Origin of the sequence: Paenibacillus farraposensis (assembly GCF_020736845.1) — a bacterium.
GTDB lineage: Bacteria > Bacillota > Bacilli > Paenibacillales > Paenibacillaceae > Paenibacillus > Paenibacillus farraposensis.
Map to the genome: position 1 here is coordinate 80,481 of NZ_JAFFQR010000112.1, position 12,400 is coordinate 92,880.

Annotated in this window: 14 protein-coding genes; all 14 read right to left on the reverse strand. The window is 47.4% G+C overall.

Annotated elements, in window-relative coordinates; translation table 11 throughout:
• Positions 1 to 78: 78 nt before the first annotated feature.
• Entirely contained in the window at positions 79 to 459 is a 381-nt protein-coding gene (locus JO375_RS18845) for a TIGR02530 family flagellar biosynthesis protein (RefSeq protein ID WP_229525911.1), read from the reverse strand.
• A complete protein-coding gene (locus JO375_RS18850; RefSeq protein WP_229525912.1) occupies positions 456 to 989 on the reverse strand; it encodes a flagellar hook capping FlgD N-terminal domain-containing protein in 534 nt (177 codons plus the stop codon). The genes JO375_RS18845 and JO375_RS18850 overlap by 4 nt, the downstream gene beginning before the upstream one ends.
• Before the next feature lie 20 nt (positions 990 to 1,009).
• Positions 1,010 to 2,494, reverse strand: a complete 1,485-nt coding sequence (locus JO375_RS18855; RefSeq protein WP_229525913.1) for a flagellar hook-length control protein FliK — start codon at positions 2,492 to 2,494, stop codon at positions 1,010 to 1,012.
• Positions 2,495 to 2,514: 20 nt separating this feature from the next.
• Complete coding sequence (locus JO375_RS18860; protein ID WP_229525914.1) at positions 2,515 to 3,498, reverse strand: MotE family protein; 984 nt, start codon at positions 3,496 to 3,498, stop codon at positions 2,515 to 2,517.
• Between the two features lie 47 nt (positions 3,499 to 3,545).
• Positions 3,546 to 3,989, reverse strand: coding sequence for a flagellar export protein FliJ (fliJ, locus tag JO375_RS18865; RefSeq protein ID WP_229525915.1), 444 nt, complete (start codon positions 3,987 to 3,989; stop codon positions 3,546 to 3,548).
• Between the two features lie 10 nt (positions 3,990 to 3,999).
• The gene (fliI, locus tag JO375_RS18870) at positions 4,000 to 5,319 is read right to left on the reverse strand and encodes a flagellar protein export ATPase FliI (RefSeq protein ID WP_229525916.1); all 1,320 of its coding nucleotides are present in this window, start codon (positions 5,317 to 5,319) and stop codon (positions 4,000 to 4,002) included.
• Positions 5,306 to 6,142 (reverse strand): FliH/SctL family protein, encoded by an 837-nt coding sequence (locus JO375_RS18875; RefSeq protein ID WP_229525917.1) that lies wholly within the window; start codon positions 6,140 to 6,142, stop codon positions 5,306 to 5,308. The genes fliI and JO375_RS18875 overlap by 14 nt, the downstream gene beginning before the upstream one ends.
• Positions 6,135 to 7,151 (reverse strand): flagellar motor switch protein FliG, encoded by a 1,017-nt coding sequence (fliG, locus tag JO375_RS18880; protein ID WP_229526875.1) that lies wholly within the window; start codon positions 7,149 to 7,151, stop codon positions 6,135 to 6,137. The genes JO375_RS18875 and fliG overlap by 8 nt, the downstream gene beginning before the upstream one ends.
• Positions 7,152 to 7,162: 11 nt before the next feature.
• Complete coding sequence (gene fliF / locus JO375_RS18885; protein ID WP_229525918.1) at positions 7,163 to 8,746, reverse strand: flagellar basal-body MS-ring/collar protein FliF; 1,584 nt, start codon at positions 8,744 to 8,746, stop codon at positions 7,163 to 7,165.
• A gap of 35 nt (positions 8,747 to 8,781) precedes the next feature.
• Positions 8,782 to 9,096, reverse strand: a complete 315-nt coding sequence (fliE, locus tag JO375_RS18890) for a flagellar hook-basal body complex protein FliE (protein WP_229525919.1) — start codon at positions 9,094 to 9,096, stop codon at positions 8,782 to 8,784.
• 41 nt (positions 9,097 to 9,137) lie between these two features.
• Positions 9,138 to 9,590 (reverse strand): flagellar basal body rod protein FlgC, encoded by a 453-nt coding sequence (gene flgC / locus JO375_RS18895; protein ID WP_229525920.1) that lies wholly within the window; start codon positions 9,588 to 9,590, stop codon positions 9,138 to 9,140.
• A gap of 6 nt (positions 9,591 to 9,596) precedes the next feature.
• Positions 9,597 to 10,004: a flagellar basal body rod protein FlgB gene (gene flgB, locus JO375_RS18900; protein WP_229525921.1), complete on the reverse strand. Its 408-nt coding sequence runs from the start codon at positions 10,002 to 10,004 to the stop codon at positions 9,597 to 9,599.
• 409 nt (positions 10,005 to 10,413) lie between these two features.
• Entirely contained in the window at positions 10,414 to 11,814 is a 1,401-nt protein-coding gene (hslU, locus tag JO375_RS18905) for an ATP-dependent protease ATPase subunit HslU (RefSeq protein ID WP_229525922.1), read from the reverse strand.
• A gap of 36 nt (positions 11,815 to 11,850) precedes the next feature.
• Positions 11,851 to 12,393: an ATP-dependent protease subunit HslV gene (gene hslV / locus JO375_RS18910; protein WP_229525923.1), complete on the reverse strand. Its 543-nt coding sequence runs from the start codon at positions 12,391 to 12,393 to the stop codon at positions 11,851 to 11,853.
• Positions 12,394 to 12,400 lie beyond the last annotated feature (7 nt).

Genomic DNA, 12,400 nt, shown 5'->3' on the forward strand with positions numbered 1-12,400 from the left:
CTTCGTTGAACCGCATCAGTCGATCCGCGGCTTTTTCATGGCTTTCCTGTTCGGGCCAGCCACTTCGTATATGTTTTTTTATGAAATAATTACGGCACTGTCGATCTGCGTAAATACATTATCCTCCATGGATTGCTTATCCATTGCAGTAACTACTGTCCGGTTAGGTACACTTACAATCAACGCCATATCCTGCATTAAAATCAAAGATTCCTTGGCACCTTTGGCAGCCGCTTTATCGACAGCGGAGTTGATCTTCTCCATCTGGTCACTTCTCAACTCTATTCCGCGCTGCTCCAGCCGCTTGACTGCATGATTGCTCAGCTTGAGTACCTGTTCCTGCAGCACCTGATCGAATGGTTTGACATCCTTCGACACTGAAGTTGTCCGGTTCTGCGAGATTGCTGTCGGAGGAACATTGGCGGGAAAAAGACGTCCAACCGTTATTTTGCCATTCATGAATTCTCACCGCTTCTAGTAGAGGAAGAAGGCGTAGTATCTGACGTTTTTGTTGCGGAAGCCGCTGAGTTAGCCTGGCTTACCGATGTAACATCTTTTAATGCTACCTCGGACGCTCCCATTTTGGCATACTGCACACCGTCGCGAATAACGATGGAATCTACGATTCCACTTTTTGTCGTACCTGCGGCTGCTTCGCCTGTCAGTGGGTCTTTTTTACCTGCCTCAATCCAGCTCACTTCTTTTCCTATCAATCCGGAAGCTGTACCCAAAGACTGTCCCAATGCATTCAACTGCGTAGAAATGTTCATCAGTTGTTCTACCGAAGAAAACTGGGCCATTTGAGCGATAAATTCTTTATCCTCCAACGGCTGCATCGGGTCCTGATTTTGCAGCTGGGTGATCAGGATTTTCAAGAATTCATCCTTCCCCATCGTTTTGGTACCCTTGGCACTGGCAGTTTTGACATTATTCACATTGTAATTCGGCCAGACGTTAGTGGTGGATACATTGTTGTCTGTCGTTGCCACCTGTGTTCTCACCTCCATCGTTACGCTTGTGCTGTAAAGGAGCCTGTTGGGTTCACATCATCTGCGCGTTGTTCTGCTGTCCAGTTGCGCAGTTCTTCTGCCATTTCAGCTACCTTCAAAGCATCCTCGCTCTCTTCTCTGCCTCGGGCTTTGGAACGCTGGTTCGATTGCTGCTGCTGATTACTGCCGGAGCCGCGGCCATCCTGATACATATGGGAAGAAAGCGATTCATTTTGCGTTACTTCCACCTTATCCACCTGGATTCCCTGGCTTTGCAGGCTGGCACGAAGCTGTGACATTTGCTGTTCCAGCAAATCCTTCGCACCGCGATGTTCGGTCATAAACTGAGCAACCAGATGACCGTTCTGCATCGTCAGCTTAACCTCCAGCTGGCCCAGATGCTCTGGACGAAGCATGATCGTCGCTTCCGATAAACCGGTATGCTTGACAATATCAAGCTTCTGCACTACAAATTCCGTCATTTCCTTGGCAAATTGTCGGACATGCACAACAGGTTGAGCCGGAGCCGAAGGTACTGTTCCTTGAGTCTGTACCGAAAGCTGTCCTGCAGTCGTAATCATCGGAGCCGGATTGTCAGATGCTGCCGGATCCGTTTGTTCAGCTGCAGTTTGTTCAGCTGCATCTACGAATGTAGCGGTTTCATCCGCGGCAGTCGCCTTCACTGCGGATTGAACATGCAGATTAGTCGCCGAACGCTGTCCTTCTGAGCCTTGTTGGCTTGTTCCGCCTTGACTCGTTTGCTGCTCAGGAGCAACAGCCTGTTTGTCTGTCGAAGCTACAGCTAACGTCTGAGTGCCGTTTGTCCGATTCGCAGCAGGCTGAGCCGTTTTTGAATCTCCGCCATCAGCTAGCTCCACTGCTTTCATGACACCCGCCCACTGCTCATCGGAAATAGCGCCAGTATCAGCCGTTACGCTTTGAAGCGATTGTAGCAGCTGTGTCACCTGGGATTTTTGTTCTCCCGAGGCCTGCTCTGCTACATTGGCAAGCTGTGACAAAGCGTCCTGTAATGCAAATCGAAGCGTAGCCGGATTCGCCGCCAAAGCTGTTAAACCTGTTGCCGCTGTCGTTGCTCCATCGACTGTCTGCCCATCGGTTCCACCGCCTTGCAAAAACTGCTGAACTTGGTGAATCCATGATTGCAATGCAGCAAGCAGGGCAGGATCGGCAGCGATCTGATCATCCAGCTGCTCAAGATTTTGCAGCAAAGGCGCCAATGTCTCGACAAGCGGCTCGGTTGGAACTTCGCTAGATTCACCAGCTGCAATAAGCGGAAGCACCATTACTAACGGGGTAGGGGTTGGGGTAGCATTAGCATCTGCGCTGGTTGAGCCCGTTTGTCCGCCTGTCATCATTTGCGTAAGTGTCTGATTAAAAACACCGTTAGCTGCTTCAGCAGCCGCTGTATTTGTCGTTGATGCTGTCGTCGCACTGCCAGCTGTTTGACCTGAACTAAGTGATAAACTTTGAGAAATAAGGGTCATTTAAGTTTCACCTCCCTTCATTACTTACTGCCCATCAGCTTGTTCAAAATTTTTGCGGTCTGACCCGCATCTTTGGCAGACATATTTTGCAGTAAAGAAGCACGTGTGGAATCATCTACTGTGTTTAATATGTTCAGTGCCTTGTCCGGGCTGATTTTGTAGGTTTGTAAAATAAGCTCGGCACCGCTTTTCTTGTCCATGGAAGCAAATGTACTGCTGATTTGAGTATTTTGCAGGCTTTTACTCGTTGTTCCTGCTGTGCTAGCCTGATCCTTTTTCAGACGAGATTGCAATGCCGCTACTGACAAGTCCGTCGATGGCGTTACGTTTTTCAGAGCCATTGTAATATCGGCTGCCTTTTTAGTATCCATCTTTTGCAGGATTTTCGCACTGTTTGCAGGGTCCATATAGCTTAAGAGCTGTACGGTTTCTTCCGTAGTCAGGTTTTCCATAATGGGTGCCGCTTTGCTGGCTGTCATTCCTTCATACATGGAAGAAAGTTCTTTCGCCTGCTTTACATAAGGATCTTCAGTCGTTGTTCCATCTGCAGATTGGGTACCTGTCTGTCCCTGCTGCCCCGTCTGCGGCTGCTGTGTCTGCCCCGTCTGCAGCGTATTGACCTGATTCTGTAGCTCTGCAACCTTTTTATCCTGGGCCGTCTTGGCCTCAGCAGCCTTTTTGAGCTCCTCTGTCTGTTTTGCCAAATCTGTCTTTAATTGCTCAATCGTTGCTTCAGAACTTTTAGACTGGGCCTTCTGATCCGCCTCTTTCATCTGATCGGCTTTATCTTTCGATTCAGGAATCCAATTTTTCACAACCGGGATTTTGCTCCCTAATGAAATCATTTCACTTCTGAAATCCATGTTGAAGAGTGTAAGCAGGACTCCGACCAGAACGATTGTGAACACAATCGGGATCAGGAAAAACATAAACCGTTCAAAGCCGCCGCCTGACTCTTTTTCTAAATCCATATCCAGTTCATTATCTGCTAACTTCTGTGCCATCGTCTTCCTCCTCAGGCAGCTGATATGCGTATCCTATGACTTTCCGCTTACCGGGCTCTCATGGCAAATCGCACGGAAGCCATTTCATCCAGCTCGTTCTGCTCGTGCAGGAGCATTTCCTGTTGGAATTTCACGTTGGCCTTCTCTCTTGCTTTCAGCCAAACTTGTTCATCCAGCATTTTATCGGTCAAAACGGTTTGTTTGTTTTGCACATTTTGCTGCGCATATTGAACATCTTTATGCTTGCGTGTAATACATTGGTCCAGATGATTAACATACGCTTGTAATTCCTGAATGGTAGAGAGTGAAGCGCAAGATTCGGCAGCCTTTTGAATGGCTGTTATGACCCGATTCCTTTCGCCAACAAGCTGTATCAATGTCTGCTCTTCAGCCTGCAATTGTCCAACAGCACTGGAAAGCATCCACTCGGCCTGTGATTTTTCGTTCGTTTTCAAGTCTACAACTTTCTGAAAGGAATACTGAAATCTCATCGTTCAACCTTCATCTCCTCGTAAATTCAGAAATCAAACGTTCCCGTACCTCATCCAGCTCCGTCTTTTCATCTGTTCGTTGTCTGGTAAAATCCCATATATCCCGTATGCGCTCTATAGATTCGTCAATTTCTGCATTTGACCCCTGCTGATAGGCCCCGATGTTAATCAGGTCCTCCGAATCTTTGTAAATGGCCATCAAGCGCTTGATGTTCTCAGCTGCTTCAGTCTGATCCCGTGGTGCAATGTCCTTCATGACCCGGCTAATGCTCGCTAACACATCAATTGCGGGAAAATGCCCTTTGTTCGCAATCCCCCGGTTCAATACAATGTGTCCATCCAAAATACCTCGCACCGCATCTGCTATAGGCTCGTTCATGTCATCACCATCAACCAGCACTGTATAAAATGCGGTTATGGAGCCAGTAGGCCCGGTCCCTGCCCGCTCCAGGAGCTTCGGAAGACTGGCAAATACGGAAGGGGTATACCCTCTCATTGCCGGCGGCTCTCCGATGGCCAGTCCTACTTCACGCTGTGCCATGGCATACCGGGTAACGGAGTCCATCATCAGCATGACGTTCAACCCGCGGTCCCGAAAATACTCTGCGATCGTCGTCGCAATGAGCGCACCCTTAATGCGGATCAATGCAGGCTGGTCGGAGGTAGCCACGATAACTACAGAACGCTCGAGTCCCTCCGGACCCAGGTCCCGCTCGATAAAGTCCAGCACCTCGCGTCCCCGTTCTCCGATGAGCGCAATTACGTTCACATCGGCTTCCGTATTGCGGGCAATCATGCCCATCAGCGTACTCTTGCCTACACCGGAGCCTGCAAAAATACCGACCCGTTGTCCTTTGCCGATGGTAAGCAATCCGTCAATAGCCCGTACCCCGATACTGATCGGCTCCTGCACACGCGGACGATTCAGCGGATTGGAAGGAATATTGAAGGTCGAATACCTTGCCATTCTTGATGGAATCAACGAGCCATCCAGCGGCTGGCCCAGACCATCCAGTACTTTGCCTAACAGCTCTGAGCCGACCTGAACATTTAATGGCTTCCCTGTCCCCACAACATCACAGCCGGGGCCAATGGACTGTAGTTCCCCAAGCGGCATCAGAAGCACTTTGTTGTCTCTGAAGCCTACAACCTCCGCTTGCAGCGGCTTGGCCGTTTTGCCTGGATAAATGTAGCAAACGTCCCCGATGCTGGCGTCTGGACCTTCCGATTCCACCATCAAACCGATAACCTGTGTAACCTTGCCGTTTATCCGAACCGGGTCCAGCTGTCGCAAATGATCCATGTAGCGCTGTGTATTAAGCCCCTTCATGTCTTCGCTCCTCATTCTCATGTGCCAGACGCAGCAGTTCTTTTTTGATTTCCGTCAGTTGTGTATCAATCCGTGCATCCACGCTTCCAAAGGAAGAGCGGATAACACATCCGCGATCCTTCACGGTGCCATCAGGGATGATTTGCAGCTCTGCCTGTGAATCGACAGCCAGTGACAATTCTTCGCGCGCGCCTTGTACAAATGCAAAATGCTGTGGCGACACACATAATGTAATCGTTCCCTTTTCCCGCTTACGAGCCAGATTTTTGCGAATAAGCTCAATTGTATATTCCGGCTCAAGACTAAGCTGCTTTTCAATGATTTTCTCAGCAATTGCGCTGCTCAGCTCGACCAAAAACGGCTCAGCCTCCTGAATAAGCTGTTCTTTAATATCATAGGCCTGACGCAGAATTTCCTGTGCTTCCTCCATCATCTGCTCCGATTTGGTCTGGAGCTCGGCCTCAGCCAATTTTTGGCCTTCTTCATAGCCTTGCTGGAACCCGTCAGCTTTTAACGACTCGGTTAACTGATCGTCGTTTTCCCGTCGCTCCTGCCACCAGGCTTCAATCTGCTGCTGTGCTTCCTGGAGCATCCGCTCGGCTTCTTCAGCGGCCTCACGAACCTGCCGCTCCGCAAAATCTTTGGCATCATTCAGCATTTCATCCCGGAGTCGCTCTGCCTCATGGTCTCGTTGGGGCTCCGGCTCCGTAAATTCCGTGTTGACCTCTTCGTCCGTCGTTTCCGGTTCATACGTATGCGCCACATCAATGGTTTTCAAAGCTCCAACAGGCACATATTGGAAAGATTTGATCAAGTTAGACAATGATGTCATCTCCTCCGCCACGTGCGATTATAATCTCACCGGCCTCTTCCAATCTCCGGATCGTCGCTACGATACGTGTCTGTGCTTCTTCCACATCACGCAGCCGCACCGGTCCCATGTACTCCATTTCCTCTTTGAAGGTCTCTGCCATACGTTTCGACATATTCCGGAAAATTACATCGCGTACTTCCTCGCTGGACACTTTAAGCGCCAATTGCAAATCCGAATTGTCGATATCGCGAATAATGCGCTGGATGGAACGATTGTCGATATTGACAATATCCTCGAATACAAACATTCTCTTTTTAATTTCCTCAGCCAGTTCAGGGTCCTGAATTTCAAGCGAGTCGAGAATAGTACGCTCGGTTCCGCGGTCTACGCCGTTCAGAATCTGAACAATCGACTCGATACCGCCTGCATTTGTATAATCTTGTGTTACGGTTGCCGACAGCTTCTGCTCCAGCACACGTTCCACTTGTGAAATGACTTCCGGGGATGTGCTGTCCATGACAGCAACACGCCGGGCCACATCTGCCTGCTTCTCCTGAGGCAGGGACGACAGAATGGTCGACGCCTGCTCGAATTGCAGGTACGAAAGCACGAGCGCAATCGTCTGCGGATTCTCATTTTGGATAAAGTTCAAAATCTGGTTTGGATCAGCCTTGCGGGCAAAATCGAATGGTCTTACCTGCAGCGTTGCCGTCAGGCGGTTAATAACTTCAACCGCTTTTTGTGATCCAAGCGCTTTTTCCAGTATTTCTTTCGCGTAGTTGATACCACCTTGGGAAATGTACTCCTGAGCCAGACAAATTTGATGAAACTCGGCCATAATGGAGTCTTTTTCCGCGGCATCGACCTTCCGTACATTGGCAATTTCCAATGTAAGTTGCTCGATCTCATCATCACGCAAATGTTTGAATATTTGAGCAGATACTTCTGGTCCCATTGTAATTAGAAGAATAGCTGCTTTCTGTCTTCCCGTTAAACTTTGACCGCTTCCCTTTGCCAATGAATTCACCTCTATTCGTCAGCCAGCCATGTACGAAGCAGATTGACGAATTCGTCGGGTTTCTTTTTCGCCAGACTTTCAAGCTGTTTACGCACTTGACTTTCATTTGTCACACTTTCCATGGTTATAGACGGGAACTCCGTCGGCGTTGGCATGAGCTCCAAATCTTCTTCCAGCTCTTCTTCCTGTTTACGACGATTGCGTACGATTAGGAAGATTGCGCCTGCCAACAATGCCAGAACAGCAGCTCCGATGCCCCATACCCAAGGGTTCGATGCCGAGAAGAACGTGTTGGTGTTCGCTGGCGCCGGGACAGGTTGAGAGAACACTGAAACTTTTTTAGCCAAATCAGCGTCTGTAATAGTAGTACCGGAATTGGCCAACGAAGCTCTTACGATATTAACCAAAATATTTTGAATAGCTGCCTGAGTTGCTGTATCCAACGTTTGTTGTCCTGTTGGTGGTACAACTGCCACATTAATGGTTAAATCTTTTACAGTATACGGACTTTGAATAATATCCTTCGCAATTCGGTTAACTTCGTAGTTAATTGTGCTTGAGCTCTTATCTGAGCTGCTGTTGCCGGAATTGGATCCTCCAGGGTAACCTGGAATATCCTGGGTCCCTGTTCCTGCAACTCCTCCGGTCTGTCCACTACTGCCCGTATAGCTTTCCTGAATTTGTTGGGCACTGATTTCAATACCCTTCATTTTCGCTTGGTCAACAGGTGTAACCAATTGTTCTTTGGAGGTTACTTTATCGAAATTTAGCTGGGACATAACCAGTACATTTACCTTGTCTTCCCCAACAATTTTCGACAAAAATTGTTGAACATTATTCCTAACATCGCTCTCGAACTTCTTCTGCAGAGCCATGTTTTCCTGAACACCACTGGAGAGTCCTCCTTGGCCGCCCTTGGCTGTTGGAATCAACTCATATTCCTTGTTGGTGATCGTAATGTTCTCCACTGGCAAGTTCGGCACAGCCGTTTTTACCAGATTAAAGTAACCGTCGATGGCTTGTTGATTAGGTGTAAAGCCTGGTTCGAATTCCATTTGTACGGAAGCAGAAGCTTTATCCTTTTCTTCAAGTCCGGCAAAAATGTTTTCCTTCGGCATATTAATGACAACTTTGGCGCTTTGGACACCATCCATCCGTTCCAAAAGCTGCTGCACTTCGCCGTTCAATGCGTTATTGTATTTTACATTGAACTCGTTCTCCGTCATGCCGATGGCTGAGGAGGACTGCTCAAAAGCGCTCATGCCGATGGAACCCTTTTGAATCAGGCCTTGAGACCCAACATCTACCTTTACCTTATCCGCATTTGCGGTTGGGACTGAGATTTGTGTCCCGCCAGCATTGAGCTGATACGGTATCCCGGCTGAATCGAGATATTTAATGACTCCGGCAGCATCGCTGGCATTTAAATCACGGAAAGCCACTTCATACTCGGTTTTAGTAAACTGCATCGTTAGTACTACAATTGCAATAATAATGAATGCTAATGTCGAAACAAGCAGTACCTTCTGTTTTTTGCTGAAATTATTCCAATACCCGGAAATCTTATCCCGATATTGGGCGATTCTCTCGTTCACTCTGTCACCCCATCCGAAACTTTGCTAGACCCTCTTTACATCTGTGTGCGCATGATCTCCTGATAGGCTTCGATTGCTTTGTTTCGGACCTGAGCAGTAAGCTGCAGGGAAAGCAGCGCTTGTTGGGAAGCGATCATGACCTGATCCGCATCTACTTTGCCTGCCATGAATTGATCGGACATCTGGTGTGTAGCAGCTTCCTGTTGTCCAACTTCATTGAGAGCATCCTTTAGAAAAGAACCGAAATCCTTTAAAGATTCGGAAGGTGTCGATTTCGTCAACTCATTGTTAGGTGACTGAATCTGCTGTATTGCTGGTGTCTGTACATTAAACATGGCGTTTTGAATCATGCTTTACTCTCCTTATTCAGTTTAGTTAGTATCCCTGAAACTTAGCGACCGATTTCAAGCGCTTTGGAAACCATCGCCTTTGATGCATTCAGAGCTGTTACATTGGCTTCGTACGAGCGTGTTGTAGAAATCATGTCTACCATTTCTTTCATAATGTCTACATTAGGCATATATACATATCCATCTTTATCTGCATCTGGATGCCCCGGATTGTACACAGGCTTCAAAGGTGACGGATCTTCCTGAATTTGTGCAACCTTAACGCCAGCGGCACCCGTACTATTTCCTTCCATTTGAGCCTTCAAAACATCAGTAAAACTAGACTGATTTGGCTCCAAAACAACCGTTTTTCTCCGATATGGAATTGCTTGTCCATTCTCCACTTTGGCCCGGGTTGTCTCTGCATTGGCAATGTTACTTGATATAACATCCATCCGCAGGCGCTGGGCTGTAAGTGCAGAGGCACTAATATCAAAGGCGTTGTTAATCTTCACCTAGTCCTATCTCCCCTCAACCGCTGTTTTCATCATTTTGATGCGATCATTAATTTCTTGAATGTAGGTATTATATCTCAGTTGATTTTCAGCTATAAGACTCATTTCCCTGTCGATATCTACGTTGTTCATATTATTGTTCATGACTGAGTACTCATCTTTGGTGACCGTGGCATCCGGAATGGAGTTCACAGGTCCTATCTGAAAATGTCTTGCATTGGTAACTTTCCCACGTAGTGGTGTTACATCACCATCCATTTGCTGCTGAAGCAGTTCTTCAAATGAAACCTCCGAACGTTTAAAATACGGGGTATCATTATTGGAAATGTTATCGGCTAGTACACGTTGTCGCATATTCGCGGCCTGTACGCCTGCCTGAAGCTTTTGAAAGCTCATATCACCCAGTAGATTCATTTGCTCTCCCCTTCTAGCGTCTACTCCAAAGTAAGATTCAATAAAGCAAGATTTTTCACTTTTTTTCGACAATTAAATTTCATAATTATACATTTCTCTTAGGTCTTAAGTAGAAAATAATTGCTTTCTGTCATATATTCTAAGTTTCGTAGAGTTGGGACCTAATTACAATAAGAAAAAAGCCCTATCTTTTTAAAAAAAGAGGGCTTTAGATGCATAAAATGTTAATTTTTTCAGATTTATTTTAAGGATATGAACGATTTTCTAGCACTTTGCACCTGCAAAAGATTACACGTCCTACTTTTGGAATAGACAGTAAAATCATCAACTTAATTTTTGCCTAGGTCTATTTGAGGGTGCAAGATAGTGTTATTCTGGATCACATCCCCTATTTTTTTAGAAGCCTTATTCATAAAATATACTGACTAAGGTCCCTGTTTTGGGCAATATCACCCAGCTTCTCACGTACATATTCGGGAGTAATAATCATGCGATCCAAAGTAAGCTCAGGCGCTTCGAATGACAAATCCTCCAGCAGCTTCTCTAAGATGGTGTGCAAACGACGTGCCCCGATATTTTCCGTGTTCCGGTTTACAGACTCGGCAATGCTCGCAATCTCACGGATCGCATCGTCCGAAAATTCGACTTCGATATCTTCGGTGCGAAGCAGCTCCGTATACTGCTTGGTCAGTGCATTTTTAGGTTCCGTTAATATCGACACAAACTCATCCAGGGTCAAGCTGCTCAGTTCGACACGGATGGGAAAACGACCTTGGAGTTCAGGGATTAGGTCAGACGGCTTGGCGACATGAAAAGCTCCTGCAGCAATAAACAGAATATAATCCGTTCTTACCGGACCATATTTGGTCATAATGGTAGAGCCCTCGACGATAGGCAAAATATCGCGCTGGACGCCCTCTCTCGATACGTCAGGACCACCGCCCTTCCCCTGGCTGGCAATCTTGTCTATTTCATCGATGAAAATAATCCCTGACTGTTCGGCACGTTTCACTGACTCCTGAATTACGTCATCCATGTCGATCAGCTTGGCTGCCTCATCCTGAATCAGAACTTTACGGGCCTCTTTCACGGATAGCTTGCGCTTTTTAGTCCGCTTGGGCAGAAAACTTCCGAACATCTCCTGCATATTCATACCCATTTGTTCATTCCCCTGCCCGGTAAACATGTCGAGCATATTGGGTGCAGTATCCTCTACATCAATCTCTATGATCTCATCTTCAAGCTTGCCGGACAGCAGATCAAATTTGACCTTGCGTCGTTTCTCTACCAGGGAGGCGTCTTGCTGTGCCGGTTCTTCTTCTACCGTAGTTCCCTGGTTATTGCCGAATAACATTTCAAAAGGATTCCGCTGCGATTTGTTTGACTTCTCGGCAGGCACAAGGATGCTGACGATCCGTTCGTTGGCCATGTCCTCTGCTTTATCCTTTACATTCTCTGTTCGCTCTGCCTTAACGATGCGAATGGAGGTTTCCATCAGATCACGCACCATGGACTCCACGTCACGGCCAACGTAACCCACTTCAGTGAATTTGGTCGCTTCAATCTTGACAAAGGGAGCCCCTACGAGCCGTGCAAGTCTGCGTGCAATTTCAGTTTTACCTACACCAGTGGGCCCAATCATCAAAATATTTTTAGGGACAATCTCATCCCGGATCTCTTCCGCCAGCTTGCTGCGCCGATAACGGTTGCGCAGGGCAACAGCGACAGATTTCTTAGCCTGCTTTTGTCCGACAATATATTTATCCAGCTCGGATACAATTTGTCTGGGCGTCAACGATTGATTTTTCATTTTGCACTCCTCCACCCTTGAATTCTCAGAGCCGATTTACACTTCTTCCACAATAATCTGATTATTCGTATAGACACATATTTCAGAGGCGACCTCTAAAGCCTCCCGCGCCATGTCCTTGGCATCCATATCAGAGCCATGACGCTTGAACGCACGGGCAGCCGCCAATGCGAAATTACCACCTGAACCAATCGCAAGCACATCATCGTCAGGCTCGATAATTTCCCCGCCTCCGGAAATGAGCAGCATTCCGGACGAGTTCATTACAATCATGAGCGCCTCCAGCTTGCGCAAAACACGATCCTGTCGCCAGTCCTTGGCCAGTTCCACAGCCGCCCGCTGCAGATTGCCGTGATGTTCCTCCAGCTTGTTTTCAAATTTTTCAAACAAGGTGATGGCATCCGCCACCGAACCCGCGAACCCCGCAACGACCTGCCCACGATACAATCTGCGCACTTTCTTGGCAGTCTGTTTCATAACGACACTATTGCCAAACGTTACCTGTCCATCACCCGCAATAGCTCCTTTGCCATTGTGGCGTACAGCGCAGATGGTGGTAGCATGAAAGGACATATCCATTAACGTG

What these genes read in the sequence shown, in the direction of transcription:
- JO375_RS18845 (WP_229525911.1), bottom strand. Translation starts at nt 459, where the DNA reads ATGAATGGCAAAATAACGGTTGGACGTCTTTTTCCCGCCAATGTTCCT.
- JO375_RS18855 (WP_229525913.1), bottom strand. Translation starts at nt 2,494, where the DNA reads ATGACCCTTATTTCTCAAAGTTTATCACTTAGTTCAGGTCAAACAGCT.
- JO375_RS18860 (WP_229525914.1), bottom strand. Translation starts at nt 3,498, where the DNA reads ATGGCACAGAAGTTAGCAGATAATGAACTGGATATGGATTTAGAAAAA.
- fliJ (WP_229525915.1), bottom strand. Translation starts at nt 3,989, where the DNA reads ATGAGATTTCAGTATTCCTTTCAGAAAGTTGTAGACTTGAAAACGAAC.
- fliI (WP_229525916.1), bottom strand. Translation starts at nt 5,319, where the DNA reads ATGAAGGGGCTTAATACACAGCGCTACATGGATCATTTGCGACAGCTG.
- fliE (WP_229525919.1), bottom strand. Translation starts at nt 9,096, where the DNA reads ATGATTCAAAACGCCATGTTTAATGTACAGACACCAGCAATACAGCAG.
- flgB (WP_229525921.1), bottom strand. Translation starts at nt 10,004, where the DNA reads ATGAATCTACTGGGTGATATGAGCTTTCAAAAGCTTCAGGCAGGCGTA.
- hslU (WP_229525922.1), bottom strand. Translation starts at nt 11,814, where the DNA reads ATGAAAAATCAATCGTTGACGCCCAGACAAATTGTATCCGAGCTGGAT.
- hslV (WP_229525923.1), bottom strand. Translation starts at nt 12,393, where the DNA reads ATGGATATGTCCTTTCATGCTACCACCATCTGCGCTGTACGCCACAAT.